Annotated in this window: 13 protein-coding genes; 3 read left to right on the top strand and 10 right to left on the bottom strand. The window is 44.8% G+C overall.

The window, feature by feature from the left end; all coding sequences use genetic code 11:
* Positions 1 to 425 precede the first annotated feature (425 nt).
* A complete protein-coding gene (locus tag QZY95_RS11700; RefSeq protein WP_290923679.1) occupies positions 426 to 1,712 on the top strand; it encodes an outer membrane homotrimeric porin in 1,287 nt (428 codons plus the stop codon).
* A 132-nt stretch (positions 1,713 to 1,844) separates the two neighbouring features.
* Here QZY95_RS11700 and QZY95_RS11695 read toward each other — a convergent pair whose 3' ends face one another.
* The 4 genes from QZY95_RS11695 to QZY95_RS11680 form a co-directional block, all read right to left on the bottom strand.
* Entirely contained in the window at positions 1,845 to 2,510 is a 666-nt protein-coding gene (locus QZY95_RS11695) for a response regulator transcription factor (protein ID WP_290923677.1), read from the bottom strand.
* Between the two features lie 163 nt (positions 2,511 to 2,673).
* Entirely contained in the window at positions 2,674 to 3,276 is a 603-nt protein-coding gene (locus tag QZY95_RS11690) for a TetR/AcrR family transcriptional regulator (protein WP_290923674.1), read from the bottom strand.
* A 387-nt stretch (positions 3,277 to 3,663) separates the two neighbouring features.
* Positions 3,664 to 3,999, bottom strand: a complete 336-nt coding sequence (locus QZY95_RS11685) for an AzlD domain-containing protein (protein WP_290923672.1) — start codon at positions 3,997 to 3,999, stop codon at positions 3,664 to 3,666.
* Positions 3,978 to 4,715: an AzlC family ABC transporter permease gene (locus QZY95_RS11680; RefSeq protein ID WP_290923670.1), complete on the bottom strand. Its 738-nt coding sequence runs from the start codon at positions 4,713 to 4,715 to the stop codon at positions 3,978 to 3,980. Before QZY95_RS11680 ends, QZY95_RS11685 begins: the two co-directional genes overlap by 22 nt.
* A 122-nt stretch (positions 4,716 to 4,837) precedes the next feature.
* Here QZY95_RS11680 and QZY95_RS11675 point away from each other — a divergent pair, with 122 nt between their 5' ends.
* Entirely contained in the window at positions 4,838 to 6,280 is a 1,443-nt protein-coding gene (locus QZY95_RS11675; protein ID WP_290923668.1) for a PLP-dependent aminotransferase family protein, read from the top strand.
* Positions 6,281 to 6,464: 184 nt separating this feature from the next.
* Here the strand turns inward: QZY95_RS11675 and QZY95_RS11670 are convergent, their stop codons facing one another.
* From QZY95_RS11670 to QZY95_RS11645, 6 genes are all read right to left on the bottom strand, one after another.
* Positions 6,465 to 8,594 (bottom strand): methyl-accepting chemotaxis protein, encoded by a 2,130-nt coding sequence (locus QZY95_RS11670; protein ID WP_290923666.1) that lies wholly within the window; start codon positions 8,592 to 8,594, stop codon positions 6,465 to 6,467.
* A gap of 515 nt (positions 8,595 to 9,109) precedes the next feature.
* Complete coding sequence (locus QZY95_RS11665; protein ID WP_290923664.1) at positions 9,110 to 10,117, bottom strand: oligopeptide/dipeptide ABC transporter ATP-binding protein; 1,008 nt, start codon at positions 10,115 to 10,117, stop codon at positions 9,110 to 9,112.
* Between the two features lie 18 nt (positions 10,118 to 10,135).
* On the bottom strand, positions 10,136 to 11,101 hold the full coding sequence (locus QZY95_RS11660) for an ABC transporter ATP-binding protein (RefSeq protein ID WP_290923662.1): 966 nt from the start codon (positions 11,099 to 11,101) through the stop codon (positions 10,136 to 10,138).
* Entirely contained in the window at positions 11,098 to 12,021 is a 924-nt protein-coding gene (locus tag QZY95_RS11655; protein WP_290923660.1) for an ABC transporter permease, read from the bottom strand. Before QZY95_RS11655 ends, QZY95_RS11660 begins: the two co-directional genes overlap by 4 nt.
* Positions 12,022 to 12,037: 16 nt before the next feature.
* Positions 12,038 to 13,012: an ABC transporter permease gene (locus QZY95_RS11650; protein WP_290923658.1), complete on the bottom strand. Its 975-nt coding sequence runs from the start codon at positions 13,010 to 13,012 to the stop codon at positions 12,038 to 12,040.
* A 138-nt stretch (positions 13,013 to 13,150) separates the two neighbouring features.
* Positions 13,151 to 14,722 carry an ABC transporter substrate-binding protein gene (locus QZY95_RS11645; RefSeq protein ID WP_290923656.1) on the bottom strand — a complete coding sequence of 524 codons (1,572 nt, stop codon included), beginning with the start codon at positions 14,720 to 14,722 and terminating at the stop codon, positions 13,151 to 13,153.
* A 198-nt stretch (positions 14,723 to 14,920) separates the two neighbouring features.
* On the opposite strand from QZY95_RS11645, the gene QZY95_RS11640 reads away from it, so the two are divergent.
* The gene (locus tag QZY95_RS11640) at positions 14,921 to 16,084 is read left to right on the top strand and encodes a M20 family metallopeptidase (RefSeq protein ID WP_290923654.1); all 1,164 of its coding nucleotides are present in this window, start codon (positions 14,921 to 14,923) and stop codon (positions 16,082 to 16,084) included.
* Positions 16,085 to 16,247 lie beyond the last annotated feature (163 nt).

Here is a 16,247-nt window from a genome sequence, read left to right as displayed (position 1 = left end):
GAATAGGGGAGACAAATTGTTGCTAAAAAAGACCGATCTAGTACATTTTATGCAGAAAAGCTACTTGCTATATCAATAATTTTATTGATGTAAAAATATGAAAGCACGTATAGGTCTATTGCAGAAAAACAAATTTAATTTCTAGATAATTGCGTAGACGCTTCTCATGAAAAAGTTTGAACACTTTTTACGAGGTTTATCTAGGAATAAAATTCTTTCGCTTGAACTGAGAGTTAGCCACTCTCATTCAATATATGAAGTTCGCCCCAGGGACATATAGAAGACTTGTTAGCCGCAAGTAATCTGTATGAAGCCACCCTGAAACAAGAGCTTCATCCCGGCTGTTTATTTTTGTCCCTATGGGTACAAAAAATTGTACAGCCACTGACTTTGGAATTTAGTGAATTTAAGAAGGAAAATTTATCATGAAACGTATTATCGTTCTCGCACTTGCTGCATGCATGGTGCTTGGTGCTGCTTTTGGCGCATCTGCTGCTGAGTTCAAGGCTTCTGGTTACCTCTACGCTGGTTACGACTACTACAACGTAGACAACGATAACAACCGTAACGCGTTCTCCCAGCGTTTCCGTTCTCAGATCGACATCATCGCATCTGAGTCCCTCTCCGGTACTGTATACTTCGAAATCAACCAGACTTGGGGTTCCAAAAACGACAAAGTAGGCGGCGGTTCTGGTGGCCAGATTGGCGCTGATGGTGTTAACGTTCAGACCAAACGTGCTTACATGACTTTCCTCGTACCTAACACTGCTGTTAAAGTACGTGCTGGTATTCAGGGTCTCGCACTTCCAGGCGCTGTAGCTGGTTCCCCAATCATCGATGATGACGTTGCTGCAATCGTAGCAAGCACTTCTTTCGATAACATTGACGTAACTGCCTTCTTCGCTCGTCCTTCTACTTCTTTTAAAACTGATACCGATTACAACAAAGCTGAAGGCACAGCAGATCTCTTTGGTGCTATCGTTGCAGCAGACTTTGATGTTGTTACTGTAACTCCTTACTTCATGTTTACAAACAATGGCTACAACTCCGATCTTGGCTTCGGTAAAGCAAAAGATGCTAACGGCGCTGATGTTGTTTACGGTAAAGGTAAAGAAGCTCAGTGGTACGGTATCGCAGTTGAATCTGCTCCAATCGAAAACCTTACTCTTACTTTCGACGGTATCTACGGTAAAGTTGATTCCCGTGACGCTGGTTTCTTCCTTGCTGCTAAAGCTGCTTACGCAACTGACTTCGCAGTTCCTGCTATCCTCGCATGGTACGGTTCTGGTGCAGACAACGCTAAAGGCGACAACCTCTTCCCTGTAATTGGCGGTAATGACTTCGTTCCTACTACTCTCGTAGGCTTCGGTGCTGCTGCTAACTCTTCTGATGAGCTCTTCGGCTCTGCAGTTGGTAAATGGGGCGTATCCCTTCAGGCTTCTGAAATTTCCTTCATCGAGAAAGTTTCTCACACTGTACGTGCTACCTACATTCAGGGTACCAACGACGATGATCTCGCAGCTGGCGCAAATCTCAAAAACTGGACCACTGATGACAAAGCTTACGAATTTGACTTCGTAACTACCTACGCAATGTACGAGAACCTTGATCTCATCGTTGACCTCGCATACGTAGTAACTGATCTCGACGACGCAGCTCCAAAAACTGACGACGTTTTCAAAGCTGCTATCGGCGCAAAATACAACTTCTAATTTAGAAGTGCTTTTTACAAAGTCAGTGAGCTAACAGCCACTATAAGAGGTACCCTTCGGGGTACCTCTTTTTTATTGGATATCAAAAAGCCCCCGCTTGAAATTTTTCAAGCGGGGGCTTTTTTTACTTTACTAATTAAGTGAGGAAAGTCCCTTACGGAGTGCGTAGAGAGTTGCCTGTACTCTGTTAGAAAGGTGAAGTTTTGTGAGAATATTATTCATATGTGTGCTGACGGTTGCCTCACTTACTGTAAGTTCGTCAGCAATTGTTTTGTTTCCTTTTCCTTCTGCAACAAGTTGAAGAATTTCAACTTCTCTTGGGGTAAGAGGGTGTTGTTCGGTGTGTTTATGCTCACCTGGAGAAGCAATTATGGATAATGCTTCAAGGGCGATAGAAGGGGTAAAGGCAGGTTCTCCATTCTGGACACGTCGAATGTTGTCTGAAAGGTCATTGATTGAGATGTCTTTTAACAAGTATCCCATGGCACCAGACTTGATTGCAGAAAAGACCGTGTCGCCGGCAGTGTTGTTGGTTATGATAATTGTTTTACAGGAGAGGTTGCGTTTTTTTATTTCTAAACTCGCTTGAACTCCGTCCATTACAGGCATTCCAATATTCATAAGAATGACATCAGGTAACAGATGTTCTGCTTGTGAAAGCGCGTCCTCGCCATTTGAAGCTTCTCCAATAATCAGCATATCTGAATTGTGGGAGAGACCTTCGCGTAACCCAGTCCGAAAAATTTCGTGATTATCAGCGATAAGAATACGAATCGGTTTAGTAGGGCTGTTTTTCATGTGTAGTTCCAACTAAAGTAAAAGATAAAGTGTGTGTCATCCGTAGCCTTACGGTATTCAAGGTCAGTGGTGAATACGAGAAAAGAGGTAACTGTCCTACTTTTCGACTCAAAGGCTAAAACAGTGCAGTGGTCATGCCGCACCGAAATGTATGTTTCAGTTGTTAGAGTGCCAGCCCGTGCAGGTAGATCTTGAGTAATTCACGGGCATCATCTTCAGCAGAGTCATCAACTGTTGTAATAATTCTTCGAATCATGGCTCGGTCAATGGAGTCGATGAAGAATATGGCAACTTTATTTGTATCCATTGGGCGGAGCAAGTTTTGGTTAATTCCGTCCTGAAAAGTTTGAGAAATTATGTCTATTGTTTCCCAATAGCCAGATGTTCTATCGTTAAATTCCTTCTCAAGTTGAGTGAGGAGAACTGTTTTAATGTCGTAAAACAGTTTTTTATTTTGTTCTGTATGGCGGTAGGAAGCCGCAACATATTGTTCAAGTTTTTCAATAGGGCTGATGGTACTTGCAAAAATCTTACGAATATCCTCGCATAATGGCTCAAAGCAGTGGTCGGCTGCAGATAAAATGAGCTCATTCTTATTCTTGAAGTACCTATACAAAGAACCCTTTGCGAGTTCTGCCTCTTCTGCAACTTTATCCATAGTGAAATTCTTCAGTCCGTGTTTTTGAAGCACGACGACACTACTGGATAGAATTGCATGGCGTGTCAGTTGTTCTGCCCTTTGTTTTCTAGTTATTTTATCGTTCACAGTCTGTGTTCTTTATAAGATTACTTGAAAATGAATTTATGTTCATAAAATGACCGTCAGTCACTTTGTGAGTAATACTCCTAACGGAAAGCTAAAAATAAAGTCAAGCACGTTGTTTGGGAAAATATGGAGGGTGTTTTATCTAACTAATGTTATTGTCTATTTGTTTGTCGTGAAAAATATGTAGAAAGTGATCGTTTATATAGAAGGTTGACAGTGGTCACAAAAAAAGCCCTGCCATCAGATGGCAAGGCTTTAAGTTGTAACGACATAAGTCAGGCAAGAGGTATTGCTATCAAGTCAGAACGAATGGAATTGAAGGAAGCCTAATGCTTGATGAGTCGTTACAATTATGCCGCATGGAACAAATAACAAACGTTAAGATGGCTACATGGCCAGCAGGTAACGCCATGCGGCAATAACAATCATTCCGGTAAGGATTGTCCCGAAAAAGCTTTTTGTTTTAATAGCTACAAAAAAAACAGGAATGGCTGCCCAAAGGTACATATTGTCGAAAGACAAAGAGAACTCGCCATCTTTTATGAAAAGTGATGGCGCTAAGAGCGCACTTAAAATTGCTGCCGGAACGTATGCCAGCCACTGAGTGATAACCTCTGGAAACTGTTTTTTGGATAACAGCGCTATGGGCAACAGGCGCGGTATGTACGTAACTGCCATCATGCCGATAATCGTCAGTATAATTATTTCTTGCGAATAGTGCATAATACAACTCCTGCTGTTGCTCCGAAAATTGAGGCGAGAATGACACAAAGCTGTTGGGCTCCTGCCAGATATAACCCGACGGCAGTGCATGCAGAAATGGCTGCAACCATTGCGTGCATATTGGATTTTATTTGCCAGATGAGCAGCACTACAAACATTGCAGGCAGGGCATAGTCGAAACCAAGGGGTTTAATATCTGCAATAAGATGCGATCCGCAGACACCAATTGCAGTACCAGCTGTCCAGCAGAAATGGGCTATGCAGTTCAGTGTGATGGCTTGTGCTTCGCCGAAATTATTTCGATCGATATTCGCCATATGGATAGCAAAGGTTTCGTCAATTAGTTGAAAACTGAACATGAGTTTTCGGAGCATCGGCATTTTTGATAAATGCGGAGCAATTGCCGCGGACATGAGGAAGTGTCGCAGGTTTACAATAAAAGTTGTTACAATAATGGTAATTGGCGACATAGAGGCCGCAAACAGGCTGATTGCAATGAACTGCGAGGAGCCTGCCAAAACTAGAAATGACATGAGCACTGTAAGGTGTCCCGGTAAACCATTTTTGGTTGCCAGAACGCCGAATGTAAAGCCCACAGGGATAAAGCCGACAATAATTGGTATTGCCTGCTTAAATCCATCCATTATCTCTGAGCGTGTCCTGTTTTTTGCATAACAGGATGTTTGGGGTGTGTTTTCAATTACTTCACTTGGCATTGTAGTTTCCTTCCTGTGCGTTTCAATCTTCTTGAATTGAAACATGAATTCTGACAACATAACAGATGCAGTTTTTACAAAAAACGATAAGTACAGATTAGCAAAAATAGACAGGTGTACATATGCAAGTGGTTTCAAAGGATTTTAAATACCAAAATCTAGAGCATTATTTATTGGATATGATTGAATCAGGTCGGTTCGGTGTTGGTGAAAAATTACCGTCTTTACGTGACGTCAGCCAAAAAATGCATGTATCTCTGGCCACTGTAACGCATGCATATATGGAGCTTGAGAAGAAGGGGATTATCGAGGCTCGTCCTCGTTCCGGATATTATGTGCGCCAGACTGTACCGCATCTACCTATCCCAGCATCACCGGAGCACGATGTTCAGATGGGCAAGTTGAGCCGAACTCAACTGATTCAGACTGTACTGGGAATTGTCGGGGAAAAGGACATGCTGCCATTCGGCTGTATTTGTGCTGACAGCTCATTGCTTCCTCATAAGGCGCTGGCTCGAATTATGAATTCAGTGTTGCGATCTCATGGTCAGGACGTGATGGGATATGAGTCTATTCAAGGAAATCCGTTATTACGTCAGCAGATCAGCTGGCGAATGCAGGAGCATGGGAGCAGAGTTACTGCGAATGATGTTTTGATCACATTTGGTGCCATGGAAGCTTTGTATCTTGCTCTGCGTTCAACAACTCGACCTGGTGATAATGTAGTTATTCAGTCACCAACTTATTTTTGTTTTCTACAACTATTAGAGAATCTCGGATTGCGGGCCATTGAAGTTGCATCGTGTCCGACGAATGGTGTTTCTCCACGGGATTTAGATAGAGCCTTTTCCCGTTTTGATATTGCAGCATGTATTCTTGCGCCTAACTTTAATAATCCTGATGGGGCGCTTATTCCGGATGAGGTGAAACGGGAAATTGTTGAGCTATGCGAATCGTACTCTATTCCGCTTATTGAAGATGATGTTTCCGGCGATCTGTACTGCGATACAGATAGTCGTCCATTGCCGTTGAAGTCGTACGACAAGACTGGGAATATTATCCATTGCTCTTCATTTTCGAAAACGATTTCCCCCGGTTTTCGTGTGGGGTATATGATTCCAGGAAAGAAACTGGAAAAAGCAATGGAGATAAAGGCAACGACTAATGTCTCCTGTTCTACACCAACGCAACTGGCAGTTGGTAAATACCTTGAAGAAGGTATGTATGACCGACATCTGCGCAAGCTAAGAACATGTATTCGTAATCAACGAGCTGTTATGCAGCAGTATTTACCGGAGTATTTTCCAAAAGGTACACGCGCTACACAGCCCAAAGGCGGCGGCGTGTTGTGGGTGGAACTTCCTAAACAGTTAGATGGAACAAAGCTCTTTTTTGATGTGAAGAAACATAAGATTAGCATAGCTCCCGGTGCGATTTTTTCCACCAGTGACAGTTTCACAAACTTTATTCGGTTGTCGTGTGTAGGCTTCTGGAATGATGACATGCGAGCTGGGTTGGAGACCATTGGGCGGCTTGCAAAAGAGCAGGCGGAGCAACGAACCTAGATTAGGTTGGTAGGGGTACTCAGTGAGATCAGTGAATTTTTGAGAAGTGTATAGCTTGAAACTGAACCTTGAATCTTTCGAGGGTGGTGTTTCTATGAGAGGTGTTGTTTGTGATCCCGTTGCACGGGGTAAAACAACAATAAAAAGCCCCTGTTTAATAAACAGGGGCTTTTTATTGTGTTGTCTAGCCTTGTTGCAGGCTGTGCATCATATCTTTCAGAGAATCAGAAACACCAGAAAGAGTATTTACTGAATGTTCTGCCTCTTGCATTTTTTTTGCTGTAACAGTTGAGATATGGCTGATTTCGTCGATTGCCTGAGTGATTTCCTCACTTGCAGCAGACTGTTGTTCTGCAGCCGTGGCAATGGCTCGAACCTGATCTGTTGCAGGAGTTACCTTAGAAACAATTCTATCAAAAGCATCACCGGACTCTGTAACAAGTTTAGTGGCTTCTTCAACAGCATTAGCAGTGTTTGTCATGGCGTCAATATTCTGCTGTGTGCCGGATTGAATTGTCTGGATTGCATTACCGACTTTGCTGGTCGCTTCCATTGTGTTTTCTGCAAGCTTACGGACTTCATCCGCAACAACCGCAAATCCGCGGCCAGCATCACCGGCACGGGCGGCCTCAATCGCAGCGTTAAGTGCCAGAAGGTTTGTCTGGTCAGCAATGTCGCTAATTACATTTAAGATATCACTGATAGATTCAACCTGTCCGCCGAGCTCTCCCATTTCGACCTTCAACTGTTCACTTAAGGTGTACACATTTTGAATGGTAGAGACTGACTTGCCTACGACTTCAAGACCAGACTGTGCTTCGTGGTATACAGTTTCAACACTTGAAGCAGCTTCAGATGCGTTTCGAGCTACTTCTAGAATTGTACTGTTCATTTCTTCCATGGCAGTTGCAGTTTCACTGTTACGGGAATCTTGCTGTTCTACACCTTCTGACGTAGTGCGAACCTGCGTTGAAAGGTCAGATGAAACGTTTGTCAGGTTTTGAACCAGAACTTCAAGCTGTTCAGCAGCAGCAAGCTGACCATTGCGGTGCGCCTGAGCTGCTTCTTCCTGTGCTTGTTCTGCACGGACTGTCGCCTTTTCAGCTTCTTCTGAACGTAACTGAACCTCTTTCATATTCTGTTCAATTTCGTTCATGTTCTTTTCAAGCGTTCCTGCCATACTATTTACTGCATTCTGCATTTCAGCAATTTCATCTTGTCCTTTAGGATTACAGCGGACAGTGAGATCGCCTTCAGCTATTTTTGAAATAACGGAAGAAGTATCGATAATCGGGCGGGAAATCATGCTTACAAGATAGTATATTCCAGCAAGTGCTACAAGTAAGCCGGCAATTCCTGTGATAATGAGGGTCTTGGTAATTTCATTAGCTTCAGCAAGAACTACGTCCATTGGCACTGACAGAGAAACTACCCAGTTTTTTTGTGCTTTCCCGAAAGTAACTGGAACAAGAACACGTAACTCTTTGTCTGTTTCGCTAACAGCAACTTCGCCACGTTTAGCTTTTGAAAGCAGTGTTCCACCACCTTCAACAACTGAAGCAAATGGTTTACCGAAGAGGTCTGGCATGCGTGTAGCTGCCTGAATATTGCCGTCAAAGGCAATTAAGGTCATTACGCATTGCCCTTTAAAGGCATCAATGTTGTTTACAATGTTTGTTAAGAAGCCTGCTGAAAGATCAACGCCAACGACACCGATGGTGCTACCGTTGACAATCACAGGGGCAGATAAACTGGATACACTGTACACAGAACCACCAGTGCTTGTGTATTCAGTTACAATGGTAGCAGCTTCTTCTCTGGTATCCCGACTGTATGTGTACCATGCCCCGTTAAGGTCAGTACAAGGTGCGAGTGCCAGAGCACCGTCGGATTTACTCCAGTATGGAATGAATCTGCCGTCATCTGCGCTGAATCTACCGTCATTTTGGTAACGGCTGTCTTCGCCGTCAAAGGCCATAGGCTCCGTTGCCATCCAAACACCGTACAGTCTGCTCTGTTTCTGAGCAATTTCCTGCATAATGCGGGCAACATGTTCTCGGTCAGGTTTGTCAGAATATGTCCTGACTCCCTCAACTGTGTTTGCCAAAGTGCGGGCAACTGCAAAGCCTTCATCAAACTCGCGTTTAACGAGCAGGGCTTGTTTTTCTGCCGCTTCTTGTGTCATGACTCGAGCGGTCTCTATTGCAGCTGTACGTGTGAAATTAATCGTTACAGCTAACAACGCTCCTATGAATACGATTGAGCATCCAGAAATGATTAAGAGAAGTTTCATTTTTAGAGACTTGAACTGCATCGTTCCTCCAATATGGTGAGGCAATAAGTATTCATTACAAGATTAAGGCGTCTGTAATAATGTACTATGACGGTAAGTTTACAAAAATGTGCATATATTCTTATGAATTACCGTGCTCATAGTATGGTTTTAAGCCTACCTATTCTTCTCGGAATACATTCAGTTTGCTTTAATGAAACAGACGTAATTTTACATTTCTTTAGATGAAAAAAGAGAAGAAAAAATTCTATCTTTAGAACACGATATATGAGGGATGTCGTGACTTTTTACTGATTATATATAGACTGTTTGATTAAACAACTAAATGTAAAAAAGTATAAGGTTGTCTTTTAGAAATTCGATTTTTTATAAAAGATAAGAGAGTAATACTTTGTAGAAGTAAAGATAAATAGTGAAAATATGCAGTAACTATTCTGTATGCTTTTGCAGACTGTTTTAAATAAAAAAAGGCTCTGTTATTACAGAGCCTTTTTTGTTTTTTTGAAAGCTATTCAGCAAACAGAGCTTATTATAGATTATGGCATCGTAGCGAGATGACAGCAGGTTCGACGTCCCGGTGCGATTTCAGTGTCCACTGGTGCCTCTTTTTTGCAAATATCCATTGCATGAGGGCAGCGTGGATGGAAATGACAGCCGGATGGTGGATCAAGCGGGGAGGGAATTTCACCTTCCAAAGGAGTAAAGTCTACCCCTCGCTTGTCCAGACGAGGAACTTCGTCGAGTAATGCTTTTGTGTACGGGTGGAAAGGATCGTTGAATATGTCCTCAACTGGAGCAACCTCCACTACGCGACCAAGATACATTACTGCAATTCTATCTGAGATGTGTTCAACCACCCCAAGGTCATGACTGATGAAAAGACAGGTAAGGTTCAGTTCGCTTCTGAGTTCCATAAAGAGGTTGAGGATCTGCGCTTGAATCGAAACGTCCAGTGCCGCAACAGATTCATCACATACAAGACACTCAGGTTGAACTGCCATGGCTCTTGCAATACCGATTCTCTGACGTTGTCCGCCTGAGAATTGGTGCGGGTATCTATGAGTGTATGAAGGGTCAAGACCGCAGCGGGTCATAACTTTAGCAAGATATTCATCAAGTTCCGAAGCAGTCGTCATTTTATGGAAAAGCGGAGCCTCTCCGATAATATTTTTGACACGCTTACGCGGGTTAAGGGATGCAAAAGGGTCCTGAAAGATCATTTGAACATTGACGTTGTAGTCCTTGAGATCTTGACCCTTCAGGGTGTCGATGTCTTGCCCCTTGTAGTAGATTTTTCCTTCACTGCGCGGAAGAATACCGCAAAGCATACGACCAAGCGTAGATTTGCCGCAACCGGACTCACCAACAAGACCGAGAACTTCACCCGGCATGATTGAAAGGTCTACTGAATCAACTGCCTGTACCCGTTCTTCCCGAAGCTTGGAACCAAGGGAACGGGCAATACGTCCTGCCAAGTCGAGCTTTTTCACGAAAGCACGGCTTAGTCCTTCACATCGAAGATATGGTGTATTGGTATCGCTCATAATGTATTCCAGTGCGGGTTACAGGTTAGGGTGGAAGCAGCGGACGCGGCGTCCGTTTTCCAGTTCTGTTACAGGCGGTTCACAATGGCACTTTTCAGATGCTTTAGGACAACGCATACGGAAAGAGCAGCCTTCTGGAAGATTAATCAGTGAGGGGGTCATACCCGGAATCTGATACAGTGGTTCGCCGCGGTGGTTACGACTCGGTACAGATCCGACAAGCCCTTCTGTATACGGATGCAATGGCTTGTCGAGTACGGTTTCAACAGCGCCTTCTTCAATAATCTTCCCTGCGTACATTACAGCAACGCGATTCGCGAGACCTGCAATAACGGTAAGGTCATGCGTTACCCACATCAAAGACATCCCTGTTTTTTTGCAGAGCTTTTGCATCTCAGAGAGAATCTGGCTTTGAATGGTTACATCAAGTGCTGTTGTCGGTTCATCTGCGATGATGAGATCCGGACGGTTTAAAAGTCCTGTCGCAATGGCAACTCGCTGGCGCATCCCACCGGAAAATTGGTGAGGGTACGCTTTTACTCGTTCTTCCGGAGACGGAATGCCTACCATTGCGAGTGCTTCGATAGCTCGTTTGCGAGCTTCAGCTTTGCTGACTTTTTCATGACATCGGACTGCTTCAATCATTTGTGTGTCGATGCGCAGAACCGGATTTAAGGTCATCATAGGGTCCTGAAAAATCATGGAGACTTCGTTTCCGCGGAAATTTCTCCATTCTTCTACAGACTGGGTGAGCAGTTCGCGTCCTTTGAACTTAATGGAACCGCCGACAACGCGTCCCGGTTCGTCAACAAGTCCCATAATTGAAAAGCCGGTAACTGATTTACCACTGCCGGATTCTCCGACAATACCGACGACTTCACCTTTTTCAATGGTGAGGGAAATGCCGTTAACAGCTTTTGCCACACCTGCGCGGGTGAAAAAGTGTGTTTTAAGATTGCTGATTTCAAGAAGTGGAGTGCTCATCGTTTCAACCTCGGGTTCAAAACATCACGTAATCTGTCACCAACAAGGTTGATGCTGACGATAAGGACAAGCAGCGCTACACCGGGGTAGAAGCTGATCCAGTAGTACCCGCTTTGCAGGTATTTAAATCCGTTAGAGATGAGCAGACCCAACGACGGTTCGGTGATTGGCATACCAAGACCGAGGAATGAAAGAGTTGCTTCAAGTGCAATGGCACTCGCTACTTTAACGGTGGAGATTACAATAAGTTCAGGAGTACAGTTCGGCAGTACATGTGAGAACATGATTCTGCGTTGCGGTAATGCAAGGCATTTTGCCGCTTCTACATATTCTTTGCCGCGTTCAACAAGTACGTTTGAGCGGATAGCTCGAGCATAATACGCCCACTGTACAAGGATAAGGGCGAGAATAATTTTATCCACACCTTTTCCAAGAATTGCCAACAGGATAAGTGCTACAAGGATTGCGGGAAAGCTGAGCTGAAGATCAACGATACGCATGATAACGGTGTCAGTTTTGCCACCGATATACGCAGCCCAAAGCCCGATTATCGCTCCGATAATAAGCGCAATAATGGTTGAAACCACGCCTACGCCGAGAGAAATGCGCAGTCCGTACAGAATGGAGCTGAGCATATCACGGCCTTGAGAGTCAGTACCTATCCAGTAGGTTACCGATTCATCGAATGATTTGGAACCCGGAGCCAGTTTGCCGTCCATAATATCTATAGACATAAGGTCATACGGGTTTTGCGGTGCGATATACGGTGCGAAAAGGGCAACAGCGATCATGGCAATAAGAATGACCAGACCGATTGCCGCTACGCGGTTTTCGAAAAATTCTTTTACTGCTTGCAGGAACAGGGACTCATCGTGAACCGCCGGAGCCTGAGCAAGAGTTTCTTGTGTGTGTTCTGCCATATCAGAGTCCTTGCGGTTAACGTTCCTGACCGAGGCGTACGCGCGGGTCAAGAATGGAGTACAGGATGTCCACAATCAGGTTAATGATGATGAACATTGTTACGGTGATGAGCAGGTAGGCTACGATAATCGGGCGGTCGAGAACGCCGATGGAGTCGATAACCAGTTTGCCCATTCCCGGCCATGCAAAAATGGTTTCGGTAACAACGGCAAACGCAATGAGACTGCCGAACTCCATACCGAGGACAGTAACAACCGGAATCATGATGTTTTTCATTACATGCAGCCCGATCACGCGGGTTTCAGATAACCCTTTTGCGCGGGCAAACTTAACGTAATCCATCTGCATGTTTTCCTGCACGCCGGCGCGGGTAAGTCGGATAGCGAGCGAGGTTTTAAACAAAGCAAGGTTGGTTGCTGGAAGTATGAGGTGTGCCAGACCGCCAAGTGTGAGGAAGCTTACCGGTATGCCCAACAGCATGACCGTTTCACCGCGTCCCCCTGACGGGAGCCAGTTTAAGTGCACAGAGAATATGATGATAAGCATGAGCCCTACCCAGAACGTAGGCAGGCTGAAGCCAAGGATAGAGAAACGCATGATGTTTCTGCCTATCCAGTGGTTTGCTTTCATGCCGGCAACCATGCCAAGCGGAATACCAAAAATTACAGCGATAAACATAGCAGTGAAGGCAAGTTCCAATGTAGCAGGAAGGCGATCAAGAATAACCTTAAGCGCAGGTTCGTTGTATACAAAAGAGTTGCCAAAATCGCCGTGCAGCGCACCTTTCAGGAAAATGGTGTACTGTTCCCACAGCGGTTTATCCAGTCCCAGCTCGTGTACAGCACGAGCGTATTCTGCAGGTGTTGCATCTGGCGCAATCAGAATATCGATAGGGTTACCGATGTAGAATACGCCTACAAAAACCAGCAGGGACATAACGAGCAGAACGACAGCGCTCTGCGAAATGCGACGTATGAGGAAAGCGAGCATAAAGGGATGACGCTCCAAAAAAGCCAAAGGGGTAAAAACAGGCTGAAGGGACGTGATGGCACGTCCCTTCAGATTTGAAACAATCAAGGTAACTTGTAAGAAGCGGCAAAAAGCCGCGATGCAAGCTAAGCTAGAGTGCTACTTTGCAGCACTCACTTCACGTGGAAGGGTGTAGCCATCGGTACGGCCGTTGTAATTGAGGCCTTTTTTCATGCCCCATACGTTCACCTGATAGTGAATAGGAATAATACCAACATCACCGAGACCGAGCTCAACAGCTTCTACAAGAAGTTCGTTGTGTTTTTTAGGATCAACAGTAACGAGTGCTTCTTCAAGAAGTGCATCCACTTTCGGGTTGGAGTAACGACCGCGGTTTGCAGAACCGAACCCTTTGTCTTTATCGTATGTGTGGAGCAGAGCGCTGAGGCAGTTAGAGTGCTCACCTGTGTCTGTAGCCCAGCCAACGAGCATGAGGCTGAATTCGAGAGCAGAAGCTTTGCCGAAGTATACGCTCTTAGGCATAGTGTTTACTTCAGTTTTAATGCCTACTTTAGTCAGCATCTGAGCAATTGCCTGTGCGATATCACCATCGTTTACGTAACGGTCATTAGGGCCGTGGATGGTAATTTTGAAACCTTCAGGGTAACCGGCTTCTGCGAGCAGAGCTTTGGCACCTTTAGGGTCGTATGCTTCAGGCTTAAGTGTTTTACTTGTGCCTTCGTAACCGTCAGGAAGCATCTGAGCCGCAGGAACAGCAAGGCCGTCCATGATGCGTGCAGCAATCGCTTTACGGTTGATAGCTTTAGAAATAGCTTTACGTACACGTGCATCTTTCAGCGGGTTCTTGATTTTGTTACCGTTGTTATCTGTCACCATAGGGGTGTACTCACGGTCAGAATCAAGGTGCAGGTAGATGAGACGGGTAGATGGAGACTTAGCAAGAGTCAGTTTTGCGTCTTTTGAAAGGTGAGCTACGTCTGCCGGTGGAACAAAGTTGATAAGATCAACGTCGCCGGATTTCAGTGCAGCAACACGGGTACCGTCGTTGGTGATAGGCTTAGCGATAATAGTATCCCAAGGAAGCTTTTCACCCCAGTAGTTATCGTTACGTTTGTAGATAATGGAGTCACCGCGTTTCCATTCAACAAGCTTGTAAGGGCCTGTACCGATGGTAGCTTTACCGGAGTTGAAGTCGGCAGTGGTAGCACCTTCACCGTATTTCTTGGAAATAATGTTAAAGGTAGCCATGTTACGCGGGAGCAGAGGTGCTGGAGCATCTGTGTGGAAACGGATGGTCAGCGGATCTACAATTTCAATTTTTTTAATGGCATTTACCATGCCTGTGTAGGAAGACGGGCTGTTAGGAACAGTAGGGATACGCTCGATGGTAAATTTCACGTCTTCAGCAGTGAACGGGGAACCGTCGTGGAAAGTTACGCCTTCACGAAGTTTGAATTCCCACAGTTTGTCATTTACTGGAGTCCATGAAACAGCGAGTCCCGGCATGAGTTTCTGACGAGAATCTTGACGGATCAGTTTGTCAAAAACGTAAATTGCCTGTTCGTTATTTGCATTTACATTGTGGAAATGCGGGTCAAGAGAGGTTGGTTCACCTTTCAAGCCGATGGTCAGCGTCTGTGCGAAAGCGCCGGAAGCGCCCACGAGCAACAGCATACAGACGGTGACGAGAGCCATAAATTTATTACGCATAAATCTCTCCTTGCTTGTTAGTCTCACTCAAAATCGGCCGACTATACGAAAAATAACTTTGAGAATCAAGAGAGTCTCTGGAAAACCGCGTAAGTCGCCACTTTTTTTGTGATGTGCTATAAGAGCCTGCCTGTTTTTGCATACATCAAAAAGTAGATTCTGTCTTGTTGAAACTGACAAAAAAGTAAGGAATTAGCCGTGATTAACGAAGTGAAGACGTTTATTGCCGAGCATGAACAAGAGATGGTTTCATTGCTTAAAAAGCTTGTTGAAATAAACAGCTACACCGGCAACAAAGAAGGTGTGGACGCTGTTGCTTCTGTGATTCAGGAAGAATGTGAAGCAATGGGACTGCATGTTCGTCGTGAGCAGCGTGAAGATGTTGGTGACAACCTTGTCATTGAAACAACGCTTCATAAAAAGGGGCAGAAAGGTATTCTTATGTGTGGACACATGGATACAGTTTTTCCTCCTGAGCTCGGTTTCAACAAGTTTACGCAAGATGACACTACGTTTTACGGCCCCGGTGTTGCTGATATGAAATGCGGCCTTGTTGAGGGTATTTATGTTTTGAAGGCATTGGATTCTCTTGGGGTATTGCAGAACATGTCCATTGCCATGATCTGTAACTCCGATGAAGAAACCGGCTCAATCAATTCTTCTGAACTTATTTTGAATGAGGCTAGAAACAGTCATGTAGCCTTTGTTCTTGAATCTACTAAGGAAGGCGGCGAGCTGGTTATCGGCAGGAAGGGTCGTATGACTTTTGAACTGGAAGTTACTGGTAAAGCAGCCCATGCCGGCAACGTTGGTGCCGGCAAAGCAAGTGCTATTGTAGAGCTTGCCCATCAGATTCAGGCATGTGAAGCGCTGAATAACCCTGAAGAGGGAACCAGTGTCAATGTAGGCAAAATAGAGGGTGGTGTTGGTGCTAATACCGTAGCTGAGAAAGCACGTGCTATTGTTGAATTTCGCTACACACAGAAGGATTGTGGCGACAATGTATGGAAAGCTGTTCAGAAATTGGCGGCAAATCCGTTCACCAACGGCACCACTTGTACTGTTCGGACAATTACTGCGCGTCCTTCGATGGATACAAACGACGCAATCCTTGGTCTTTATGACATGATTAAAAAGATCGGCACTGAACATGGATTTGAGATTCAATGTGCTCAGTGCGGTGGAGGTTCAGATGCGAACTTCATTTCGCAGACTGGCATCCCTGTTATTGATGGCATAGGGCCAATCGGTGGTAAGCTGCATTCTGTTGATGAATATCTTATTGCTTCGACAGTTCCGGAACGGGCTGTGCTGGCGACGCTGATTGTAGCAAGCGCATGGGACATGTATTGTTGCGACTAGCGGTCTGGCAATTGCGGTTACGGTAGAACAGTATAGGAATTTTTTTAAATAAAAAGGTGGAGTAGGTAACTACTCCACCTTTTCTTTGGTCAAATTCCGACTGAACTTTGCGACAGAACAGATAAGAATTAAAAACTCTTATGCCTAAAACGGGTACTCGTCG

Source organism: Halodesulfovibrio sp. (assembly GCF_015482765.1).
Lineage (GTDB): Bacteria > Desulfobacterota > Desulfovibrionia > Desulfovibrionales > Desulfovibrionaceae > Halodesulfovibrio.
The sequence above is the reverse complement of the archived record's forward strand: the minus strand, read 5'-3'. Positions and strand labels throughout refer to the sequence as shown.

Coding starts and splice junctions, on each gene's coding strand:
- QZY95_RS11700 (WP_290923679.1), top strand. CDS start 426: ATGAAACGTATTATCGTTCTCGCACTTGCTGCATGCATGGTGCTTGGT.
- QZY95_RS11695 (WP_290923677.1), bottom strand. CDS start 2,510: ATGAAAAACAGCCCTACTAAACCGATTCGTATTCTTATCGCTGATAAT.
- QZY95_RS11685 (WP_290923672.1), bottom strand. CDS start 3,999: ATGCACTATTCGCAAGAAATAATTATACTGACGATTATCGGCATGATG.
- QZY95_RS11680 (WP_290923670.1), bottom strand. CDS start 4,715: ATGCCAAGTGAAGTAATTGAAAACACACCCCAAACATCCTGTTATGCA.
- QZY95_RS11675 (WP_290923668.1), top strand. CDS start 4,838: ATGCAAGTGGTTTCAAAGGATTTTAAATACCAAAATCTAGAGCATTAT.
- QZY95_RS11670 (WP_290923666.1), bottom strand. CDS start 8,594: ATGCAGTTCAAGTCTCTAAAAATGAAACTTCTCTTAATCATTTCTGGA.
- QZY95_RS11665 (WP_290923664.1), bottom strand. CDS start 10,117: ATGAGCGATACCAATACACCATATCTTCGATGTGAAGGACTAAGCCGT.
- QZY95_RS11660 (WP_290923662.1), bottom strand. CDS start 11,101: ATGAGCACTCCACTTCTTGAAATCAGCAATCTTAAAACACACTTTTTC.
- QZY95_RS11655 (WP_290923660.1), bottom strand. CDS start 12,021: ATGGCAGAACACACACAAGAAACTCTTGCTCAGGCTCCGGCGGTTCAC.
- QZY95_RS11650 (WP_290923658.1), bottom strand. CDS start 13,012: ATGCTCGCTTTCCTCATACGTCGCATTTCGCAGAGCGCTGTCGTTCTG.
- QZY95_RS11645 (WP_290923656.1), bottom strand. CDS start 14,722: ATGCGTAATAAATTTATGGCTCTCGTCACCGTCTGTATGCTGTTGCTC.